The sequence below is a fragment of the Micrococcaceae bacterium Sec5.1 genome (assembly GCA_039636795.1).
In the GTDB taxonomy this organism is placed as follows: Bacteria; Actinomycetota; Actinomycetes; order Actinomycetales; family Micrococcaceae; genus Arthrobacter.
On record CP143430.1, the window covers coordinates 1255029 to 1275332 of the forward strand.

Genomic DNA, 20304 nt, shown 5'->3' on the forward strand with positions numbered 1-20304 from the left:
GAACTGAGTGGCCTCAGAATTGAGTTAACTCAGTTATTTAGTCAGGAGAACCCCAATGAAAGCCTTCGTCCTCAACAAATACAAAGAAGCCTTGCAAGAGGTTGACGTTCCCGAGCCGGTGGTCGGCGAGCATGACGTGCTGGTGCAGGTGAAAGCGGCCGGTCTGAACCAATTGGACGAGAAGATCCGGCAGGGGGAGTTCAAGCAGATTCTCCCGTACAGGCTGCCGCTGATCCTTGGCAACGATCTTGCCGGAGTAGTGGTCAGTGTCGGGGCGAAAGTACGGTCCTTCAAGCCGGGCGATGAGGTCTTCGCCCGCCCGAATCAGGACCGCATCGGAACGTTTGCCGAGCGCATCGCAGTGGCCGAGGCGGACCTGGCCATCAAGCCGGCGTCGATCAGCATGGACGAAGCTGGGTCCCTGCCCTTGGTGGCGTTGACCGCCTGGCAGGCACTCGTGGAACGCGGCAAGGTTGGCCCTGGCCAGAAGGTCCTGATTCACGCGGGAGCCGGGGGAGTGGGCTCCATCGCGATCCAGCTCGCCAAGTATCTTGGTGCCACCGTTGCGACGACGGTGAGCGCCAAGAACGCGGACTTTGTCCGCGAGCTCGGGGCAGACGTGGTCATTGATTACCGCACAGAGGACTTTGCGGAGATCCTCCATGGCTACGATCTGGTTCTGGACAGCCTTGGCGGCGAGAATCTGGAGCGCTCACTGAAGGTCCTCAAGCCCGGCGGTAAGGCCATCGGCATCTCGGGCCCGCCGGATCCCAGTTTCGCTCAACAGCTCGGCGCGAACGTCGTGATGAAGGGCGCTGTGGCCCTCATTAGTGCTGGCATCCGGCGTAAAGCCCGTCGTCTCGGCGTCACCTACGAATTCCTCTTCATGCGCGCCAACGGCAGCCAGCTCCGCGAGATTGCCGCACTCATCGACGCCGGGGAAATCCGCCCCGTCGTCGGCCGGGTAGTCCCGTTCAACCAGACGCCGGACGTCCTTGCTGAGCTGGACAAGGGCGGCGTCCGCGGCAAAACAGTCGTCAGCCACTGAATCAATCAAGTAGTGCCAATCAAAAGTCAGGAACAAACATCATGAGCAACGTCATCACCGCCTACAAGGATGCACCGGTCAGCACAGTTACCGCCGGCGGCGTCACCTACAGTTACCGTGAGCTGGGCCCGAAGGGTGGAATCCCCGTCGTCTTCCTGGTCCACCTCGCCGCGACAATGGACAACTGGGACCCGCGCGTCATCGACCCCATTGCCCAGAAGCACCACGTGATCACCTTCAGCAACCGTGGTGTCGGTGCCACTACCGGCGACGTTCCGGGCACGATCGAGGAGATGGCGGATGACGCCGCGACCTTCATCAAGGCGCTCGGGTACGCGAAAGTAGACCTCTTTGGATTCTCGCTCGGAGGCATGATTGCCCAGGCGTTGGTGGTCAAATACCCGGAACTGGTGCGGAAGCTCGTCCTTGCCGGCACTGGTCCTGCAGGTGGAAAGGACATCGACAAGGTTGCCCGCGTCACGTACTACGACGTCCTGCGAGCCACCCTGACCCGGCAGGACCCCAAGGAATTCCTGTTCTTCAACCGCAATGCCGCTGGCAAGCCCGCCGCGAGGGCATTTATCCAGCGGCTCAAAGAGCGCACCACCAACCTGGACGCACCGATCAAGACCAAGGCTTTCCAGACGCAGTTGAAGGCCATCAAGAAGTGGGGTCGCACTGAACCGGCCAACCTGGGCGCACTCACCCAGCCGACACTCATCGCCAACGGCGACAACGACCGTATGGTTCCATCCCGGCTCTCCGAGGATATGCACCGCCGGATTCCGGGCAGCGAACTGGTCATTTACCCCGATTCAGGGCACGGCGGAATCTTCCAGTACCACCAGGAGTTCGTCCCCGTCGCCCTGGAATTCCTGGGCCGCTGATACGGTATTTGAATGCAGGCTGTGCCCCAGACCCTTGGCCGACGTGAGCGGAATAAGCAGGAGAAGCTTGACCGCATCACCGCTGCGGCCCGTGAGCTCTTCACCCAGTACGGCGTAGACGAGGTCACCACTCAGCAAGTGGCTGACAAGGCCGACGTCGGATCGGGAACCTTGTTCTTGTACGCCAAGACAAAGGCGGAGCTGCTTCTCCTGGTCCACAACGTCAAATATGCCGACGCGCTCAACTCGGGCGTCGCCGCCGCGGAACAGGAAGAAGCCGTCCTTGACGGGATCATGGCGATCATCCGGCCCATCATCGAATGCAACCGGGTCCAGATCGAGAACGGCCGGACCTACTTGAAAGAGATCGTCTTCGGTGATCCCAGCGAACCCCACCACGCGGAGGCACTTGCGTTGACCATGCGCACGGAAGCCGCCATCGCAGAGGTGTTGGGCCGGGATGAGCACTTGACGGCCCGGGACCCAGCGAAAATTGCCCGCGTCATCTCGGCGATCATGTTCATCAGCATGAGCTCCTCCGCCAATGGCGGTCTTACCGACGAGCAAGTCCGAGACGAGATCCGCGATCAGATCAACGTGGTTTTGGCCACGGGGAGCTAGCTAGGTGACGCTAACCAGGACCTGGTCGATCCGAGCGAGAAGGCCCGGCCATCCGTTGCCCATCCCCTCGAGGGCTTGCTTTCCCATCGGGGTATCGAGGCGGAAACCTGCGTGCTCAAAGTGCAGGATGGTGCCGTCTTCTGTGGCTTCGAGCTGCCACGTGATGCTGGTGTCCAGAACACCTTCGGCGAACATGAACGTGATCGCTGAGCCGGGCTCCACCGTGAGGACTTCGCATTGCTGCTGGCCCCAGCCGCCCATGTCCATGGTGAAGCGGTGGCCCACCACGGGGGCGATGTCGCCGGCAGCCCACCAGCGGGCGAGCAGTTCCGGGGTGGTCAGGGCAGCCCACACTGCCTCTTTGGGGTGCGGGAAAGTGCGCTCGAGTTTGATGGCGTTTTCGGTCATGGTGTGTTTTCCTCATCCAACAGTTCGGCCAGGGCGTCGAGCCGCTGGTTCCAATATTGCTCGTAGTGCTTCAGCCAGTTGCTGGCATCCCGCAGGCCGTCGGCCTCAAGATGGTAGATCCTGTTCCGGCCTTGCCGTTCCTCCCGGATCAGCCCAGCTTCCCGCAGGACCGCCAAATGCTCGGACGCTGCAGAGCGGCTGAGGTCCAGACGGCCCGTGAGATCGCCCGCCGTCATTGGACCCTCACGGAGGCTATCGAGGATGGTACGCCGCGAAGGGTTCGCGAGGGCGCCGAAGACGTCGGGAAGCACCTGATGATGATATGTCGGAAATTTCCGAAATGACAACTTGGGCAGTCCCAAGCTTGCGCCATGCGCGCAGATTATCGCGAGGATTCCACAGGCGTCTGAACGGGTCGCCTCGCAGAATGGGATGCTGACACAGACTTCCTTGCCCGTCGGCGAATGATCAACTCGGCGACGGCGAGGTTGATGAACCAGGAGGCGCCCATGAGTACCGCCCGGGCCGCCTCGTCTGTAGGGCCGAAAACAAGCATCCACGGGAGGAATATGAGGGCCTGCGTCCCTGCGCCGAGACCGATTGCGTAAGCCCGGGTCATCCACTCACTGTGCACAACGAAGTCCCGGCGACGAACAGCTAAAAATCCAAGGACGATGCTGACCACCATGGCCGATCCGAAGATGAGCCGAAGTATCAGGAGCGCCTCGCCGTCGCCCTCCGGTAGCGCGTAGAACATGGACATCCACAGGCCGGAGAGTGCGGCAAGAAGGCCGGCGGGAACGAGAATGCGGCCCGTCATCCGGTGCCACTTGCGCCTGCCGCTACGAAGCGAGGGGACGAACTGGAAGGCTCCGAGCAGGCAGTAGACGGTGACGCAGACAATGTGGGTAACCACTGGTATGGGTGAGTCGAAGAACCGCTCGTTCTGTGGCGTCACGGCCCTGCCGCCCGTCAGTTCGGTAAGGCGGGCTGCCCCGGCGATAACCGGGATGAGGCTCAGGAAGATCAATCCAGTGGGGACTGGCCATTGCGCCCGCCCGAAACGGCTTCGGAACCCTGCGGTGGAGCTTTCTGATCTCATGATCTGGCCCTTTTGACTCGTAGGTGTACAGCGTACACCTTCATGAGGGAAAGCGTAGGTGTACGCTGTACACACTGTCAATGGTTGGCGTAACCGATCAGGCTGGAGGGCCCATGAGCCAACAAATGGAGACGCGCAGGATTCCCCTGAACCGGGAGCGTGTGCTTCGCGCCGCCGTCGAACTTGCAGACGAGGTTGGCATTGACGCGCTCAGCATGCGACGGCTGGCTCAGGACCTCGGCGTCGTACCCATGGCGCTTTACAAACACGTGGCCAACAAGGAGGAACTCCTCGACGGCATGGTGGACACCATTGTGGGCGAGATCAATCCTCCAACCCCCGATGCAGATTGGAAGAGTGCTGTCCGGCTGAGAGTGCTCTCGGCACGGCGCGCCCTCATGGTGCACCCGTGGGCTCGTTCCGTGATCGAGACCAGAACAAACACGACACCGGCTGTGCTGGAGTACATGGACACCCTCGCCGGGCTGTTTTTGGCTGGCGGGCTGACCCCCGACCTCACCCATCACGTCATGCACGCTTTGGGCAGCCGCATGTGGGGATTCACCCAGGAAGTGTTTGATGACTCAGAAGGGCGGGAGCCAACCGAAATCACGCCGGACGTGCAGACGGCGATGATTCAGCACATGGCCGAGAGCCATCCTCACCTCCTGAAGATCGCCCTGGCCGCCGCCCACGACGACGCGTCAGTTGTGGGCTACGGTTGTGATGACCAGTTTGAGTTTGAGTTCGCTCTCGATCTGCTGCTCGACGGCGTTGAGCGACTTCACGAGCGCGGCTGGACGTCCCGCGGATAAACAGTCGTCTCCATCAGATTCAGCAGACTGGAAAGATCAGACCAGCGCGGTCATGACGTTCCAGCCTTCTCCGATCTGTTTCCGCGGCTCCAGATGGCGGCTTCCAATCCCCGGATAGAGCCAAAGGATGCCATTGGTATCCCGCGCGATGATCTGCGAGTATCCCTGGGTATGGATGTCGAAGTTGCCGGTAGCAATGATTGCGGTCATCGTGTTCCAGCCTTCGCCGACTTGCATCCGCGGCAGCCATCCGCCGGTTCCGTTTCCGGGGTAGAGCCAAAGGCCGCCGCTGGTGTCGCGGGCAAGGAGGTCCATTTTCCCGTCCTCGTTGAAATCGCCGCGACCGATGAGGGCCGTCATGACGTTCCAGCCTTCGCCGATTTGGAACCGTGGGAGCCATCCGCCCTGGCCGTCACCGGGATACAACCAGAGGCGCCCCTCGGCGTCCCGGGCCATGAGGTCCACCCTGTGGTCACCGTTGAAGTCTCCTGGTCCCACCAAAGCAGTCATGACGTTCCAGCCCACGCCCACCTGCATCCGGGGCTGGAGAACCCCACGGCCCGTGCCGGGGTAGAGCCACAAGTCGCCGTTTGCATCCCTGGCGAGGAGGTCGTCCGTGTACTCGCTTTGGAATTCGCCCGGACCCACAATCGCCGTCATGGCATTCCACCCCTCGCCCATTTTGAAGCGGGGTTTTATCCAGCCACCATGGTCATCGCCGGCGTAGACCCAGAGATCGCCCGCTGTGTCACGGGCAAGAACGTCGTGAAAGTACTCGGTACCGATGTAGATGTAGTCCCAGTTGTTGCTGGGAACGCTCAAGGCGCGGTTTTGGTCTGCTTCGGCAGGAACCACTGCGAGGCCTACGAAAAAGACCGCAACCATGGCCAAAGCTGCACCAAGGAAAAGTGGGCGCCTGCGGCTTCGAACCCTTCGCAATGCATGAGCAGTGCGCCGTGCAGTAGTAGTCGACCCTGATCGGAACATCACTGTTACCCCCATTAGCAACATAGCCATCACGCGATGGACCGGAGCTTATCCGGATCGCCGAAGTTTTGTTAGGGGCTGGCGGAAAGCCCTGTCATCCTATAGACATTCAGGTTTCACCGAATCGGGACGGAATCGAGGAGCAATGAGGCGCGTTCGCTACTTCACAGCGACAGCAGCGGTTGCCGTCCTGTTACTCACCGGCTGCATCGGAACAGCGGACCCCAGCGCCCCGCCGTCGAGCTCGTCAGCAACCCCCACAGGCACGGCGTCCGCCTCATCCACAGGTTCGCCATCCGCAACGCCTCCGGCGGTTTTGGCCAAACTCCCCAGGATTCCCTGGGACGGAGGTCCCGATTTCTACAAGAAGTTCAGCAAAGCCGACGCCGCAGGGTGGGACGACCCGGGCTTCTTCCCCATCGGCGTCTGGTACGCATCGGGTAACGGCGAGCAGATGCAGTTCGACAAAGCACATGGCATCAACTTCTACGTCCAACTGAACCCGGACACTGACTATGCGCTCTTCGATCAGTACGGCATGTTCTCGCTGATGAAAGTGAAGAACGCACCGGATGACTGGGCTCAACTCCCGGGCAACTACGTCGACGACGAAGTAGATGGCCGATTCGGTTGGGACGAGGGCGTAGTCCACATGAACAAGACCATCGCAGAGATGAAGGCCAAAGAGGAGGGCCGGTTTACCTACGCCAACTGGACTCCGTCCCTCATCAGCTACGACGCGCCGATGGACATCACCAAGCGTTATTGGGAGACCGTGGACGTGTCCTCGACGTCCAACTACTACTACGCAGGTGCCTGCCGGGAATGGCGGCTGCGCACACCCCAGGGATACAACCCGACGACGACGGCCACCTGCCAGACGTCGTCGGCGTACGCGAAAGCCATGCAGGTGATGCAGGAGGTCAACGCCGCGAGGGGTGTCTACTCGCCCATCTGGATGGTCCCGACCGTCCTTAGTCCCGAAGGCGAGCATGACCTGTCCGACCAGATGACGCCGGACAGGGTGAAGGCCCAGGTGTGGGCGATGCTCATCCACGAGTCGCGCGGGATCGTGTGGTTCACGCAGTCACCTGGCGGCGGGGCCGATAACCCGTGCATGTCCGGAGATGCGCTCGCCGATGTCCGTATCCACAACACCGCCTGCTCCCGGGAGCAGGTGCAGGCCATGGGTGAGATCAACGCGGAAGTGAAGGCTCTCGCGGCGGTTCTGAACACGCAGAGCTACGTGTGGAAATTCGGTGATGGGCTGGACACCATGCTGAAAAGCTACAACGGGGACGCCTACATTTTCGCGATGACGCAGGACGCACAGACCGGGCAGCGGACCTTCACCCTGCCAACGGGTGTCACTCCCAAAACGGTTGAAGTGGTGAACGAGAACCGCACCATCGCCGTAAAGGACGGGAAGTTCACGGATGACTTCCCCGTTGAATCCACCCACCACGTTTACAAGGTGAGGCTGTAAGGACTGCGCCCCAAAAACGTTCTCCGCAATCGCAGGCCGCTGGTTGAGTTTCCTATCCGTGGCTTGGCGAAGAACCAGGCCGGTAGCCCAAATAGCGGCAACATCAACAGGAGAAGAACCCAGAGCGCTCTTGTCTGCTGGTTGAGGCGGCCATCCCCTAAGACGTCGAAGATGCCCCAAATGACGGACCCCACGACGAATCCTCCGCTACAACATCGCCCAGGACGATTGCCGGATGGGTGCCAGCATCAGCGGCACCGGCAAGCACTACATCTAGAACAACACCTTCTACTGCCCGTCGCGGGCCTTCCTGGACGGCATGACCGGCCCGAGCGAGGTCCGCCACAACCTCTTCGTCGCGCCGCCCGGCAGCCTCAAGACGGCCTCGGCTTCTTACGGGAACAACGCGTACTTGGCGGCATGTCGCCGCCCGCAGGCGGGACGAATTCGGTGCTCGGCGACCCTCGTTTGGTTGCGGGTGGCAGCGGGCAATCCTCGTTGGACGTGCCGGGGTGGGTACAACGGTGGGCCTTCGACGGTGGTGTGTGTGGATGAACCTGCCGGGGTCGTTGCGACGAAGATTGACATTCCTCCGGCTTTCGAGGTGTCGAGTGTGACGCTGCCGCAGGGGAGTGCGTTGGTGAAGGAAGGACTGAACATTATGGATATCGCCGTCCGGAATTTGCCGGTGGGGCTGGGGGTGATTTAGCTCGCCGTTGAATTGAGGCAGGAGTGGGACCCGCCAACGTGCTGGTCCCACTCTGCTCTGTTCTCGGGTCTGGAACTTAGTCCAGGGCACCCGGCAGCCATGAGTTGCTGGAGTAGGGCTACTACTTAGTCACGTGAACGACAACGGCTTTGTTGGTTGCCTGTTCCATGCCGGCGTTATCGATGCCGGTGACAGTCCAGTTGCTGAGCAAAATGACCGTCTTACCCGTGTCTGCGTTGTAGACGACCTTCTTAAAGCCGAGAGCCTGCAGTTCATCGTCCAGCGCCTCCGCGTTCATCCCAGCCACATTTGTTGGGATTACCGCAGTTGCTGCTGCGGGCGTTGGGATGGCCGCGGCAGGCGTTACGACCGGAGCGGGCGTTGACGTAGCGGTTACCGTGGCTGTTGCCGTTGCCGTTTCGGTTACGGTCTGTGTGACAGTCGGAGCAGCCGCAGGTGTTCCTGCACAGCCAGCGAGCGCAACGCACAACAAAGCCATGGCAAGTATGGATTTCTTCAAGATTCCCCATTTCAATTCCGACGAACTAATGTCGCCGCCCCCATTTCGCCCGCGGAGTGCGAGCACTAGTGAAAGTGTAAGGTTCAACAAACACGACACGCATTTGTTACGTTCTGTTGTACGACGCCTATTGCCACATTTTTCAATGCCGCTCCAATAAAAGAGATAGTAAGATCACTTAAGGCGACGTCCGGCACTGAGGCCATCACTGATTTTAGGAATCCCATGTGGTTAGTGTCAGTCGAGGGATTGCAATGGTGGATCGAATTTGCTTTCTTTCCGCTCGATGATGTCCGCGCTCGCCGTTCGACTTCATTTCGGTAGATCGAAATGTCGCAAAAGCCGAATGTCACGGGCTGTTGGTAGAGTCCGTCCATGACCCCTGAACTCCGCGAAGCAGCGGTGAAACTGACTGAAGTGTGCCGGACCATTTTCGAAGACGAATCCACGTGGATTGAAGCGGACGGGTATCCCGACAGTCTTGCTCTCTGCATCATCGACTCCATCTTCTCGACTGGGGCGCACTATTCAAGCGTCGTCAATGTCGTCACGGCCTATCGAGCGATGCGGCGGGCCCAAGGCGGCGACCCAAATACTGATGGAGTCCAGGAACTGTTGACTTCGTTTGAAGCTGTTGGTGGAAGCAGCGGATGGGCGGAAGCTGTCAACAATCGCAAGCCAGCGCACACGCGTGCCGGTGCGCCTCTCAAGGCCGAAGTTGTCTACCGCGCAGCTTTGGCGTTGGCTTCTCTCGAAGGCGGTGCTGTTGAAGCCGCTGCGAACGTACGGACCGAATTCCATGGAGATCCCGATCTGAAAAGGATCAAGAAGGCATGGTTGCGCCTTCCGAGTCAGTCCTCTGGAGTGACGTTCAACTACCTGCTTATCCTTGTGGGTCTGCAGTCCGTAAAGCCGGATCGAATGGTGATTCGCTTCATCGAGGAACACGCTGACCTTGACGGAAGGCAGATTACTCCGAAGGAGGCGGCCGGCTTGATCGCCCACGTCGCTGAACTGTATCCAACTCAAGCGCGAAAGCTTGACCACGTGATCTGGCGGCATGTTTCTGGCCGCGACGTGTTTAGCCCGGAAAAGCAGACACGAAAAGTTTGAAACTACTCCTTTGGAGATGTCACAACTTCATCCTCCGCTGCAACATCGCTCAGGACGACTGCCCGGTGGGTCGTCGTCCCGCTGGCGGTGGCCATGGCGAGTGTGACGCTGCCGCAGGAGACTGCGCTGGTCAGTGAAGGGCTGAACATCATGGAGATCGCTGTCGGGAATTTGCCGGTCGGGCTGGGGTGACTCTCTGGCGGGTTCAGTGAGGTAGGACTCGTGTGGGATCCGCTGGGGAGGCGGGTCCCACACTGTTTTGTGCTTAGCCTTGCTCGCCGTCGTTGTTCGTCAGCAAGAACTTCCGCAACAGGTTCGCCAGCTGCGTCCGTTCGGATTTGGTGAGGCCCTCGAGCATCTTCTGCTGGTTCTCCACGTGGTGCTCCACCACTTCATCTACCAAGGCGAGCCCCTCGGCCGTGAGGCTGATCAGCAGTTGCCTGCGGTTCTCAGGGTTGGTCTCCCGGTGAACCAACCCGCGGGACACAAGCCGATCCACGCGGTTTGTCATGGCCGCGGAGCCGATCATGGTCAGGCTGGCCAGTCGTCCAGGTGTTAGCGGAGCTTCGGCCGCTGAACGACGCAGCGTAGCCAGGACATCGAACTCCCACGGCTCGAGCCCGAACTGGTTCATGAACTTCTGAACGTCGAGAGCAGCCAAGCGACTGGCCCTGTTGAGCCGGCCCAGGACGCCCATGGAACCGACGTCTAGGTCGGGGCGCTCCTTGTTCCACTGCTCAAGAATCGTGTCTACTGCGTCTCGGTCCATCGTCCCTCCAGGCTTGACCTCAAACAGTACAACACCTACATTGTCTTGTATCAAATAGTTTGATATCGAAATGTATGGAAGTGAACAATGCCAGCGACTATAGAGACTGTCAGCAGCAAACCGGGAGGGTCCGCCCTGTCTAAGGCATCACCCCGCGACCTCTTCATCACAGCACTGGCGCCAATGGTCTGGGGCTCCACGTACCTGGTGACCACAGAGTTTCTTCCCGCTGACCGACCCCTTCTGGCAGCAACGGTCCGGGCTCTACCGGCGGGCATCGTTCTGATGCTCGTTACCCGAACCTGGCCGCGGGGGAGTTGGTGGTTCAAGGCCGCGGCATTGGGGGCACTCAACATTGGGCTGTTCTTCTTCCTCCTGTTCTTCACCGCGTACCAACTGCCCGGAGGCGTCGCAGCGCTGGTCGGGTCCGTCCAGCCACTGTTCGTGCTGTTCCTTGGCGTGCTGCTTCTCGGGGAGAAGATCCGCGCGGCGCACATGATCGCTTGCGCAGTGGGAGCGGCAGGTGTTGCCTTGCTCGTTCTGCGGTCCGACGCAACGTTGACGGTCATTGGCGTCATCGCGGGGATGGCGGCGGCGCTGAGCATGGCGGCCGGCATCGTCCTCACCAAGCGCTGGGAGAGGCCCGACGGTGTGGGCCTGCTCGGCTTCACGGGGATGCAGTTGGCTATGGGTGGCGTCATGCTCCTGCCCGTGACGTTGGTTGTCGAAGGACTGCCTGGGTCGGTTTCTGTGCCTAACTTGGCGGGCTTTGCTTACCTCAGCGTCATCGGTGCCCTGGCCGCCTACGCGGTGTGGTTCCGAGGCATCCAACGCTTGCCCACGATGGTGGTGTCGTTCCTGGGATTCCTGAGCCCGCTTGTGGCCACTGTGCTGGGCTTCGTGTTCCTGGGGGAGTCGTTGTCCGGATGGCAGCTGGTTGGGGCGGTGCTGGTGCTGGCGTCGGTTTTTTTGGTGCAGAGGCGGGTGGCCGGTGAGCATCTGGAACATCCGCGGAAGGCGACGGCGCTCAGGTGACAGATAAGCGAGATGTTCGTTGTCGGCACGCGGCTTGTGTCGGGGGCGCTAAACCGGGAACGTCGTCCGACACAACATCGCCTGGGACGACTGGCGGATGGGCGGCAGCAGCAGCGGCAAGCACTACATCTACAACAACACCTTCTACTGCCCGTCGCGCCCCTTCCTGGCCGACATGCTGGCCCGCGCGAGGTCCGCAACAACCTCTTCCTGGCACCGGACGGCAGGCTAACAACGGCCGGCTTTCGACGGTTGTTCGCGTGGACGAGCCGGCTCGCGTCTTTGAGACGAAGATCGACGTCCAACTGGCATTCGAAGTGGCGAGTGTGACGTTGCCCCAGGGGAGTGCGCTGGTGAATGAAGGGCTAAACATCATGGACATCGCTGTTTGGAATCTGCCGGTGGGGCTGGGGTGATTCCGTTCTGACGGTGAGGTAGGGCTCATGTGGGATCTGCTTGGGCAGCGGGTCCCACACCCGTGCCCAAGCGACGGCTGTCCGGTTTCCAATGGTCCTAGGTTTTCAGCTCCTGGGGCACTGCCGTGGGCAGCGGGCAGACGTTCGAGGCTTTCCAAATCTGCTCTCCGGTCGTTCAGTATTGCGCGTCAACCGTGGTTCCTTTAAGCACTGGCAGTCCACGGCTTGAGCGCTGTCGCCGCTGGATTGGGCACGACAAACGCTACCGAGTGCTTGGCGCGCGTAACTGCCACATACAGGCCGCACGCCGATTTTGGTTGGAGCTCCGTCCCGTCGGTCAAGTACTTGGTAATTGGTCCAGTTGGATAAATCAGGACTCGGTCGAAGGTGAGTCCTTTGACCTTGCCAAAATTCCGAAACGGTAGATCGGAGGTCGGAGCAGTAGTCTTACTTTCCCGTAGCGGCTGCGGGTTGAACGCGCTCATGTATGCGGGGACGTCAGTGCTCGTCACGGCGAACACGCCGTCGTGACCAGTGGTCAAATTCTGCCGCGAGACGGTCGACCCAAACGTGAACTCGGACGGAAACAGTTTGTCAGAGAAGTCAGCGATGACTTGGTTGGCGCGCCAAGTTTCAATCTTCTGCAATATTTCGAGTAGCCCCGATTTTTCGTGCAATGCGAACCACTTCAGCATTTCCACTCCTCGATACTTCCTGAGGTTCGGATCTTGCGGATTCGTGTCGAATACGGATTGGCGGACGTCGCCCACCATGTTTAGGTCGATGGATTCGGCCCGCATGAGCTGCTCGAGGATGTGAAGATCGCATCCGGTCAGATCCTGAACCTCGTCGACGTAGATCTCGTCGTAGATACGAGAGATCCGGTCCACGACTGCACCTGCGCTCTTCTTTAGGACCTCGAAGGCTAACTTCGACAAGTGAAGTCTGTATGCCCGCCCTCCTGAGTCGAAGTAGCGCGCGGTGCCCGTGGCGTATCGGCCACCATCAGGTTGCCCATCAAAGTTGAGACCACGCAGCTGCTGGTCCTTGAACAGCAAGGGCAGGTAGGGGCGGACACAATGACGCAGGAGAAACGCGAACCAACCCATTACGTCCGGGACAAATCCGGGAGCGCACTCGGCGTTAAGCCTACGTTCGAGTTCGGCCTGACCAGTCTGGGTGAAAGTCAGTACGAGACGACGTTTCCCAAGGGCACCCTGTGCACAGGCGTCAACAATCGATTGGGTCTTACGGGAACCAGCAACCGCGAGGGTAAGCCGGTTCATTCGACGAACTCGATTGCGTTCATCAAGTAGTCCGGGAATTTGATTGTGGACGAAGACTCCGCGAGAAATAGCGCGCTTTCCGTCTTATGTTCTGTCATCCACTCAAGAGTGGTCTTCGCTGAGTCTTTGATGTCAAACAGCGCACGCAGAGTAGCTTCATCATTGGCGTTAAGTAGCTGTGGCTCGAGGGTCCTTCCCAGAGTGGGGAGGCCAATAAAAAGCTGTCGTATCCCAGGCTTAAGGTACTGGGCGACTTTGCTCTCCCAGTGCTCGGGTGGCTTGCCATCATTGTCTCGGATCCCGGCGACCTGCCGTCCCAAGACCGCAGATAGCTCCAGCGCTCGGCCCAAGGCTACGCCAGACATTGACATCACATCTATACCTGCATCGCTCGGCGTCTTTCCATGCTTATCAATGAACGCTCGCTCGAAGAGCATCTCGTCCGATGGTCCTTCAGCGAGAACGAGTTTGGTAGCCAAGACGATCCGTAGCGTGTCAAATCCTGACAGGCGTTTAAAGTAGCGGACCGTTTCCGCGGAGACGGCAGAGAACGACGTCGGAGTGCCCGCGTGGAGGAGTCGGAGTTTGTCCAGTCCAAGACGGTTAAGGACATACGAGCTGTGTGTCGTGATGAACACTTGCCGCCCACCGGCGAGTGTCTCAATGCGAGCAATTAGGCGAGTGAGGCTTGTGTGAGAGAGGTGGTTTTCTGGTTCCTCTATCAACACGTAGGAGGTGTCGGCGGCCGAACGGTTCATGGCCAAAGCGACTTTGATGGAGGCCTGCTGCCCTTGACCCGATAGAGCGAACGGTACATTGCCAACATGAGGCACGACATTGGTTTCCCACGAAGCGCCGGCCGACTGGTCCATATGGAGACCGAGATCTTTGTCGTGCAACCGTGCTCCTTGCGCAGCGATGCGTCTGTTGACTTCGGCGAGTGCAGTCGCCGAAATCTCGTGACGTGCGTTCCGATGGGCAACAGAAATCGCGGCCCGCTCTTTTGCTTCAATGAAATCGCTCAGCATTTCGCGAGTGTGGAAGTCGAGACCCCAACTCGACCGGATGGTTCGCGCATCGATGAACGAGAGCCCTAATCCTTTAGGCCGTCGCTGGATCAAGGCGCCGGAAAAATCCTTCCAGACCACCTCGTAGTACTCCACGGGAATGATGTCAGGACTGGGGTCGGACTGAATGTAGGCTGCGAACTCTTGGGCGTACTCTGGCGATGGTACGATGCGCACGCTCACTCCCGGAGCGTCCTGGCCTCGAGAGTTGTACACGCCCCGAAGCATCTGAACGTCTGGAGTCGAGTCGTCTAGATACAACTCGATGAGAATCTCGGGTGGGGCCGGCGATTCGCCCGCGGCTACGGCCACAAAGTACTCAGCTAACAAGTCTTGGTTAAACCAGTAGGGGTTCACCTCTTCCTCAGCTCGTCGGCCGTTTACTCGCCCCGTCAGACCCAGTGAGATCGCCTCCAACAGCGTCGACTTTCCAGCTTCATTGCCACCAACGACGATGTTCAAGCCTGCGGACGGTTCCATCTCAAAATCTCGGAACAATCGGTAACCACGGACAATTATTAGCTGTATCAATTCTCGGTGACCCTACTACTATTCTTTTCGCGATGTGATTGCAACCTCACATTGATCTGTCCGCAAGGGGACCTAAATCATTCTATGGCAAAAGCCGCGCATCCGCCATTCCCAGGGGAAATGTCAAAACGGGCCTACCCGTAAGCTTTAGATCAGTTCCTCAAACGAGGCCCTTTCGTCTGAGTATGATCTATATCCTCAGGAGCTGTGCGCACAGGGATGCCGGACGGTGAGAGTTCAGAGCTAAAACGTAACAGCCCGCTATGGTGAACGAATGCGTTTAGCACGGTGACTGATTTAGACCGAGTGCCAGACGAAGCACTTCCTTATCCGTGAAAGCCGGCAATCCAAGACGAAAAAATAATGTGTCTATTGACAAAGACCTTGACCTGAGTCGCAATACTCCGTGAAGGAACATCGGCTTTGACGGATCAAGACGGTCAGTAAGGGCACTTTTGTGGTCAAGCAGGATCGTTCTCAAGAAAGGTGTCGTCGAGTAGTTCTCATAGAATGGAGTCGATTTAAGTCATGACACAGCGCGAGCAAAACATTATAGGAGAATCGCTTAACGTTCTCTTTTCAAAAGTTTCGGTTCTTGAAGATCGAACAACTGGAAAGTCCAAGAGAAAACCCTATTGTCGTCGCCGTGAAGTTTTTGAGATCGAAGCCGCCTGATTCGGATTTCGATCTTAAGGCGTTCCACTTGATGAGAGCACAGTACCAACTCCCCTCCGCTTCTATCTTTAGGCTTTTGTGGAAGCAAAGAGGTCCCATCGGAAGGCATGCTGCGGTCAGAATCTGCCACCGGGTCGTGGCGAGTTGTTGCGTCTGTGGGCAGAGGTGAGTGTGGGACACGGGTTCGGGTCCCACCCTTACATCTATTGCCTGGACGAGGATTTCCATTTGGGCATTCCGCGTGCGATGACTACCGGGGCCCTGGCCCGCCGAGAGCAATCACACCAAGAGCGAGGTTTAGGGCAGCATCAAACTGCTGGGGCTCCACGATCGCCCAAAAGGACACCTTGAACTGCTGTCTCTCGGCGTTGCCTGGAAGCGGTGGATGCTAGGCTTCCTCGTCTAGAAGAACCCGCGTCCCTCTTCACTTTTTGGGGTGCGACTAACTCTAACTACCCACACGAACTGGGGCTTCAGCTCCGTCGTACTTCGATTCCGCAGCCAACTCCTCTACTTCTGCGGAGAGTTCATCCTTTACAGACCGAATGTGCGGCTTCATGATGCGAGCGACTTCTCGGAACACCGGCATAACAACGGAATTTCCGAACTGCCGATATGCTTGAGTATCGGATACAGGAATGACGAAACTGTCATCAAATCCCATTAGTCGAGCGCACTCTCGCGGGGTTAGACGTCTTGGGCGGTTGTTCGGTTGTTCCACCAGAATTTCTGAACCATCTTTGTGGTATCTTGCGGAAAGCGTGCGGGTTCGGCTCTCGGAGTTTACCAGCCCAAAACCGAAGCCATTGCCGGCGGCCTTATGTTTCTTGGCATATTCTTGAAGGTATTTCCAAAGGCCCTCAGTAAGGGTATAGCGCTCATTTACGGTTCCCAAATTGTGATTGAAATAGCGATCGCCATCGTGGGACAGAAATGGTTCGGTACCATCGGTTCGGTGCAGGATGTCGCCAAGACGATGATCAGTTTTTGGAGGAAGAACTAGATCTTTCCACGTGAAGTTCGTCGGGCGAGCGAACCCAACTATGACAATGCGCTCCCTGTGTTGGGGCGTAAAGTGGCCTCCATCAATGATGCGTTCGTGAACTTCGTAGCCGAGTTCATCACGAAGAACCGAAATAATAACCTTAAAGGTATTGCCATTGTCATGAGACTTAAGGTTCTTGACATTCTCTAAGACAAAGGCGGCAGGGCGCTTTGCTTTAAGAATTTCCTTGATCTCGAAGAAGAGCGTTCCCTGGGTAGGGTCGTCGAAACCATGGGGTCGGCCCAAAGAGTTCTTTTTGCTGACTCCAGCTATGGAAAAAGGCTGGCAGGGAAACCCGCCTAGGAGGACGTCGTGAGCTGGAAAGAGATCCTTCTGACCAACGATATTACCAATGAAAGGATGGTCGTCCCCAAAGTTGACTGTATATGTCCTTTTGGAAAACTCATTCCACTCAGAGGTAAAAACACATTGTCCGCCGTTGAGTTCAAAACCCTTTCGGATCCCACCTATTCCGGCGAAGGTGTCGACAAATGTGAAGTCTGGTTGATCATGCTGAGTCGTGAATGCGGGGGTAAGCAGTGAATCTAGGGCAGCCGCAATGTAAGGCTTCGGTGCTGCATCTCTACTTACCCATCGACTAACAGTTCGCGTATCCACGCCCAGAGCTTTACCTAAGTCGGCTCTGGAAAATCTTTCGAGCGCCCGGTTGATCTTGGCTACAAGAGGCTCGTCTCCGTGTGTCATCATCACGACAGGATGTCATGCTTTTGACCCAGAACACGAAACCACGCCGAGTCGAACATATCTTCGAACTGGGTTCGTGGATGCGTGGACTCTCACGATAGCCGAGGTGCTTGCGGAAGGGGCGTTCAAGCGGTTCCATGCCGACCGCACCCCTGCTTAGACACGAAGCTTGACACCACCCTGAAGCCGGATGGAGTCTGCGATAAGGGATAGATGGAAGCTATCCAGATCATGGGAGCGGTTGCCGTCCTCTAGGTTGCCGAATCCATCATCGTGTTCCGGATGCAGTCAATATAACGAAGCCGGGAGTCGCTACCTCGTCCCATGTAATGGGGTCATAGGCTAGTCCGTTTCGTAATCCCGCCATGAACTAGCCTCGCCTATAATCGAGTCGTGATCCTTTGCGGCCGTCACTCTTCCCACATCTTTCCAAAACCGCGTAGACGCAACGTCTTCGAAAGGGGAAGTGTATGTGTCTTAGAGCGAGGCTTGGTATCCGTGTTCGAGGGCAGCGCAGACACTGCCGCTTCAACGCTCGTGGTCGGCGTGGCAGCCATTAATCTAGGCTCCCGAATGCCAAAATACGTAAAACAGGATTGATTGAGGGTGGGGGCTTGGGCACGTCTATGTATGGGTGGGCAATAGGCCAAGGGCGCGCTCATGCAGCCGTGTACGGCGAGATTCCAACGCTTAGCCGTTCCGGAACCGGGCTTCGGCTCCCCCTTGCTGGTCACTACCAGACAACTCACAAAATACTCGCTGCCTCGCGTCCCCGGATGGCACACCTCAAAGGAAGTGTTGCGTTCGTGCACTTGGTGAAAATTGGCTGCAGCCAAGGGGTGGTTGGGCTTTGAAGCAATGGCGATTCAATGGTGAACAAGTGATCGTTAAAGATGGCAACGGCTGGCACGAAGCAAAGGCGGAAGAAATCCTCAGCGCCGCTTTTGGCCCCGAGAGTGAAGCCATCCGCGAAGGCACGGGACTAAGGTTCGGGCGGATGGCGTTGACCGCCTCGCTCGTCATTCACGGTGCCCTTCCCGATGAGATCTGGCTGAACCTTGAAGCCGCTAGGGGTGTAAAGTCCTTGCCATTGCCTGCCACGAATGTGCAGGGTGTTGTTCAGGATGGACGATGGCATCCCTTAAACATGGACTCCGTTAATTCCTGCCGCAAGTTCTTAGCAGCTCATGATCTCAATGACGCCCGAAGTATTTCGCTGGGCCAGTATCTTGCCCTAATAGCAGATCCGAACGGACATGGACTCTTGTTCGATCAGACCGTGAAGGACGATGGAGCTGAACTACCGATAGCAGAAAGGGACTTCGCAAGTTTGGGCCTCGCCATCGGGCTCTTCCCGTATCAGCAGGTGGGCGCGGAGTACCTGGTGGCCATGGCTGACAGGGGTGTTGGCGTGCTTCTCGCAGACCAGATGGGGTTGGGGAAGACGGCCCAAGCCATAGCAGTTCTGCTAGATCAAGTTCACCTTGGTCTTTCTCTGGTTGTATGCCCTGCCTCACTGCTTAGGAATTGGGCTCGCGAGTTCGACCAGTTCGCACCGGGACTGAGAGCCTTAGTTCATTCTGGGCGTGAACGTACTGGGTTGGCGACAGGCTTTGCCGGATATGACGTGATTATTTCCTCCTACGAAACAGTGGCAGGTGACTTTAGCTTCTTTAGAGACATCCTTTGGAACATAGTTGTCTTGGATGAGGCTCAATATGTACGAAATCCTGATGCCACCCGGTCGCAGGCTGTTAAAGCTCTAAAGCGTCGTGTTTCAATCGCGCTCACTGGAACACCTGTTGAAAACAAGCTTCTGGATCTATGGTCGATAGCAGAATTTGTCGTTCCGGCGCTTTTAGGCCATCGTGACTCGTTTGAAGCGGCGTATCCGGATGAAATGGAGCGTGCCGAGTCTCTCGGACGGGTCATTGCTCCCGTTACTCTCCGGCGGCTAGTTGCTGAAGTTGCTCAAGATTTGCCAGACCTTATACAGATTGAGACAGCTTTTCAGCTATCAGACGAAGAATTGGATAGGTATACCGAGCTGGATTCGTCGAGTGCTACGCCTTTGGAGACGATCACTCGACGTCGTGTCCTCTGTGCGCACGCGGATGGATATGGGTGGGGCGCTGGAGGCCAGTATTCTCCGAAGGTCGAACACGCGATGAGAATCATGGCGGAAGCATTCGACGAGGGACAAAAAGTGCTGGTTTTCGCGTCCTTCCAGCAGTCGCTCGATAACCTTCTGAACTTGATTGGAAGAAAATTTCCTATGGCCTGCCGCGGCGAAATCGACGGCCGTGTTGAGGTATCAGACCGCCAAGTCATTATCGATTTGTTTACGGAATTCGATGGTCCGGGAGTGCTTCTAATGAATCCTCGTGCGGCCGGAGTGGGGCTCAATATCACCGCTGCAAACCACGTGATCCATTTCAATCCGGAATGGAATCCAGCGCTTACTAGTCAAGCTAGCGCCCGGGCGTATCGACGACGACAGACCCTGCCGGTAACTGTGCATCACCTGTTTTATGAGCAAACGGTTGAAGAAGACGCTCTTAGCCGATCTGACTGGAAGCGGGCTTTGGCAAGGCATGTAGACGTCGGAACCACGGGAGATAATGGAGGGGACTTTAGATGAGTGAAACGAGGCAGGTTGCCAAGACGCTGACAGCCAACGACTTGGGGCTGACGGGCAGCCATCAATCAGGCATTGCGATTCCCAAGGATCCTGCCATATTGGCATTCTTTCCTCCGCTGGATGCCGGACTGTATAACCCCGATTGCAGCCTAACTGTTTCAACACCGCAAACAGGTGAGTACTGGGAGCTTCGTTTCATCTACTACAACAACAAAACTCACGGACAAGGTACTCGGGATGAATATCGGCTTACCGGGACGACGAAGCTGCTACGGCAAATGTCAGCCTCCGTGGGAGACCAAGTGACCTTCCGCCGAAATAAACTCGGTGACATCGAGGCGGAGGTGCAAGCTGGTACCCCTCGATCTTCATCCCGAGCTGGCGAGAGAGTACTAGGAAATGGTTGGACGCTAACAATGACGGACGAAGAGGACTGAG

The 20304-nt window shown here is 57.8% G+C and carries 22 protein-coding genes; 12 read left to right on the plus strand and 10 right to left on the minus strand.

What is annotated here, in order from left to right; genetic code table 11:
- Nucleotides 1-55 precede the first annotated feature (55 nt).
- From VUN82_05915 to VUN82_05925, 3 genes are read left to right on the plus strand one after another with little or no spacing between them, the layout of a single operon-like run.
- Nucleotides 56-1048 (plus strand): NADP-dependent oxidoreductase, encoded by a 993-nt coding sequence (locus VUN82_05915; GenBank protein ID XAS73376.1) that lies wholly within the window; start codon nt 56-58, stop codon nt 1046-1048.
- Between the two features lie 41 nt (nt 1049-1089).
- On the plus strand, nt 1090-1935 hold the full coding sequence (locus VUN82_05920) for an alpha/beta hydrolase (protein XAS73377.1): 846 nt from the start codon (nt 1090-1092) through the stop codon (nt 1933-1935).
- A gap of 12 nt (nt 1936-1947) precedes the next feature.
- A complete protein-coding gene (locus tag VUN82_05925) occupies nt 1948-2556 on the plus strand; it encodes a helix-turn-helix domain-containing protein (GenBank protein ID XAS73378.1) in 609 nt (202 codons plus the stop codon).
- Here VUN82_05925 and VUN82_05930 read toward each other — a convergent pair whose 3' ends face one another.
- The 3 genes from VUN82_05930 to VUN82_05940 form a co-directional block, all read right to left on the minus strand.
- Nucleotides 2557-2964, minus strand: a complete 408-nt coding sequence (locus VUN82_05930) for an SRPBCC domain-containing protein (GenBank protein ID XAS73379.1) — start codon at nt 2962-2964, stop codon at nt 2557-2559.
- Nucleotides 2961-3275 (minus strand): metalloregulator ArsR/SmtB family transcription factor, encoded by a 315-nt coding sequence (locus VUN82_05935; protein XAS73380.1) that lies wholly within the window; start codon nt 3273-3275, stop codon nt 2961-2963. The genes VUN82_05930 and VUN82_05935 overlap by 4 nt, the downstream gene beginning before the upstream one ends.
- Before the next feature lie 71 nt (nt 3276-3346).
- Nucleotides 3347-4066 carry a DUF2306 domain-containing protein gene (locus VUN82_05940; GenBank protein XAS73381.1) on the minus strand — a complete coding sequence of 240 codons (720 nt, stop codon included), beginning with the start codon at nt 4064-4066 and terminating at the stop codon, nt 3347-3349.
- Nucleotides 4067-4179: 113 nt separating this feature from the next.
- Here VUN82_05940 and VUN82_05945 point away from each other — a divergent pair, with 113 nt between their 5' ends.
- Nucleotides 4180-4881, plus strand: coding sequence for a TetR/AcrR family transcriptional regulator C-terminal domain-containing protein (locus VUN82_05945; protein ID XAS73382.1), 702 nt, complete (start codon nt 4180-4182; stop codon nt 4879-4881).
- 36 nt (nt 4882-4917) lie between these two features.
- Here VUN82_05945 and VUN82_05950 read toward each other — a convergent pair whose 3' ends face one another.
- Nucleotides 4918-5766: a VCBS repeat-containing protein gene (locus VUN82_05950; protein XAS73383.1), complete on the minus strand. Its 849-nt coding sequence runs from the start codon at nt 5764-5766 to the stop codon at nt 4918-4920.
- 247 nt (nt 5767-6013) lie between these two features.
- On the opposite strand from VUN82_05950, the gene VUN82_05955 reads away from it, so the two are divergent.
- The gene (locus VUN82_05955) at nt 6014-7354 is read left to right on the plus strand and encodes a hypothetical protein (protein ID XAS73384.1); all 1341 of its coding nucleotides are present in this window, start codon (nt 6014-6016) and stop codon (nt 7352-7354) included.
- A gap of 547 nt (nt 7355-7901) precedes the next feature.
- Nucleotides 7902-8063 carry a hypothetical protein gene (locus tag VUN82_05960; GenBank protein XAS73385.1) on the plus strand — a complete coding sequence of 54 codons (162 nt, stop codon included), beginning with the start codon at nt 7902-7904 and terminating at the stop codon, nt 8061-8063.
- A 121-nt stretch (nt 8064-8184) separates the two neighbouring features.
- Here VUN82_05960 and VUN82_05965 read toward each other — a convergent pair whose 3' ends face one another.
- A complete protein-coding gene (locus VUN82_05965; GenBank protein XAS73386.1) occupies nt 8185-8583 on the minus strand; it encodes a hypothetical protein in 399 nt (132 codons plus the stop codon).
- A gap of 375 nt (nt 8584-8958) precedes the next feature.
- On the opposite strand from VUN82_05965, the gene VUN82_05970 reads away from it, so the two are divergent.
- Nucleotides 8959-9696 (plus strand): hypothetical protein, encoded by a 738-nt coding sequence (locus VUN82_05970; GenBank protein ID XAS73387.1) that lies wholly within the window; start codon nt 8959-8961, stop codon nt 9694-9696.
- 2 nt (nt 9697-9698) lie between these two features.
- On the opposite strand, the gene VUN82_05975 is transcribed toward VUN82_05970, so the two are convergent.
- Together VUN82_05975 and VUN82_05980 are read right to left on the minus strand one after the other, a co-directional pair.
- Nucleotides 9699-9848 (minus strand): hypothetical protein, encoded by a 150-nt coding sequence (locus VUN82_05975; GenBank protein ID XAS73388.1) that lies wholly within the window; start codon nt 9846-9848, stop codon nt 9699-9701.
- A gap of 113 nt (nt 9849-9961) precedes the next feature.
- Complete coding sequence (locus tag VUN82_05980) at nt 9962-10465, minus strand: MarR family transcriptional regulator (GenBank protein XAS73389.1); 504 nt, start codon at nt 10463-10465, stop codon at nt 9962-9964.
- Nucleotides 10466-10552: 87 nt separating this feature from the next.
- Between VUN82_05980 and VUN82_05985 the strand changes: the two genes are divergently transcribed.
- The 3 genes from VUN82_05985 (at nt 10553) to VUN82_05995 (ending at nt 11916) form a co-directional block, all read left to right on the plus strand.
- Nucleotides 10553-11500 carry an EamA family transporter gene (locus VUN82_05985; protein ID XAS73390.1) on the plus strand — a complete coding sequence of 316 codons (948 nt, stop codon included), beginning with the start codon at nt 10553-10555 and terminating at the stop codon, nt 11498-11500.
- A 97-nt stretch (nt 11501-11597) separates the two neighbouring features.
- Nucleotides 11598-11732, plus strand: coding sequence for a hypothetical protein (locus VUN82_05990; protein ID XAS73391.1), 135 nt, complete (start codon nt 11598-11600; stop codon nt 11730-11732).
- A 28-nt stretch (nt 11733-11760) separates the two neighbouring features.
- On the plus strand, nt 11761-11916 hold the full coding sequence (locus VUN82_05995; GenBank protein XAS73392.1) for a hypothetical protein: 156 nt from the start codon (nt 11761-11763) through the stop codon (nt 11914-11916).
- Between the two features lie 203 nt (nt 11917-12119).
- Here the strand turns inward: VUN82_05995 and VUN82_06000 are convergent, their stop codons facing one another.
- From VUN82_06000 to dcm, 3 genes are all read right to left on the minus strand, one after another.
- Entirely contained in the window at nt 12120-13202 is a 1083-nt protein-coding gene (locus VUN82_06000) for a UvrD-helicase domain-containing protein (protein ID XAS73393.1), read from the minus strand.
- On the minus strand, nt 13199-14731 hold the full coding sequence (locus VUN82_06005; protein ID XAS73394.1) for an AAA family ATPase: 1533 nt from the start codon (nt 14729-14731) through the stop codon (nt 13199-13201). Before VUN82_06005 ends, VUN82_06000 begins: the two co-directional genes overlap by 4 nt.
- Nucleotides 14732-15923: 1192 nt before the next feature.
- On the minus strand, nt 15924-17228 hold the full coding sequence (gene dcm / locus VUN82_06010) for a DNA (cytosine-5-)-methyltransferase (GenBank protein ID XAS73395.1): 1305 nt from the start codon (nt 17226-17228) through the stop codon (nt 15924-15926).
- 847 nt (nt 17229-18075) lie between these two features.
- Here dcm and VUN82_06015 point away from each other — a divergent pair.
- Nucleotides 18076-19866 (plus strand): DEAD/DEAH box helicase, encoded by a 1791-nt coding sequence (locus VUN82_06015; protein XAS73396.1) that lies wholly within the window; start codon nt 18076-18078, stop codon nt 19864-19866.
- Entirely contained in the window at nt 19863-20303 is a 441-nt protein-coding gene (locus tag VUN82_06020; protein ID XAS73397.1) for an EcoRII N-terminal effector-binding domain-containing protein, read from the plus strand. Before VUN82_06015 ends, VUN82_06020 begins: the two co-directional genes overlap by 4 nt.
- Nucleotide 20304: the final 1 nt, after the last annotated feature.

Coding starts and splice junctions, on each gene's coding strand:
- VUN82_05920 (XAS73377.1), top strand. CDS start 1,090: ATGAGCAACGTCATCACCGCCTACAAGGATGCACCGGTCAGCACAGTT.
- VUN82_05985 (XAS73390.1), top strand. CDS start 10,553: ATGCCAGCGACTATAGAGACTGTCAGCAGCAAACCGGGAGGGTCCGCC.
- dcm (XAS73395.1), bottom strand. CDS start 17,228: ATGATGACACACGGAGACGAGCCTCTTGTAGCCAAGATCAACCGGGCG.
- VUN82_05970 (XAS73387.1), top strand. CDS start 8,959: ATGACCCCTGAACTCCGCGAAGCAGCGGTGAAACTGACTGAAGTGTGC.
- VUN82_05975 (XAS73388.1), bottom strand. CDS start 9,848: ATGATGTTCAGCCCTTCACTGACCAGCGCAGTCTCCTGCGGCAGCGTC.
- VUN82_05950 (XAS73383.1), bottom strand. CDS start 5,766: ATGGTTGCGGTCTTTTTCGTAGGCCTCGCAGTGGTTCCTGCCGAAGCA.
- VUN82_05940 (XAS73381.1), bottom strand. CDS start 4,066: ATGAGATCAGAAAGCTCCACCGCAGGGTTCCGAAGCCGTTTCGGGCGG.
- VUN82_05915 (XAS73376.1), top strand. CDS start 56: ATGAAAGCCTTCGTCCTCAACAAATACAAAGAAGCCTTGCAAGAGGTT.
- VUN82_05925 (XAS73378.1), top strand. CDS start 1,948: ATGCAGGCTGTGCCCCAGACCCTTGGCCGACGTGAGCGGAATAAGCAG.
- VUN82_05945 (XAS73382.1), top strand. CDS start 4,180: ATGAGCCAACAAATGGAGACGCGCAGGATTCCCCTGAACCGGGAGCGT.
- VUN82_06000 (XAS73393.1), bottom strand. CDS start 13,202: ATGAACCGGCTTACCCTCGCGGTTGCTGGTTCCCGTAAGACCCAATCG.
- VUN82_05990 (XAS73391.1), top strand. CDS start 11,598: ATGGGCGGCAGCAGCAGCGGCAAGCACTACATCTACAACAACACCTTC.
- VUN82_06020 (XAS73397.1), top strand. CDS start 19,863: ATGAGTGAAACGAGGCAGGTTGCCAAGACGCTGACAGCCAACGACTTG.
- VUN82_05980 (XAS73389.1), bottom strand. CDS start 10,465: ATGGACCGAGACGCAGTAGACACGATTCTTGAGCAGTGGAACAAGGAG.
- VUN82_05930 (XAS73379.1), bottom strand. CDS start 2,964: ATGACCGAAAACGCCATCAAACTCGAGCGCACTTTCCCGCACCCCAAA.
- VUN82_05955 (XAS73384.1), top strand. CDS start 6,014: ATGAGGCGCGTTCGCTACTTCACAGCGACAGCAGCGGTTGCCGTCCTG.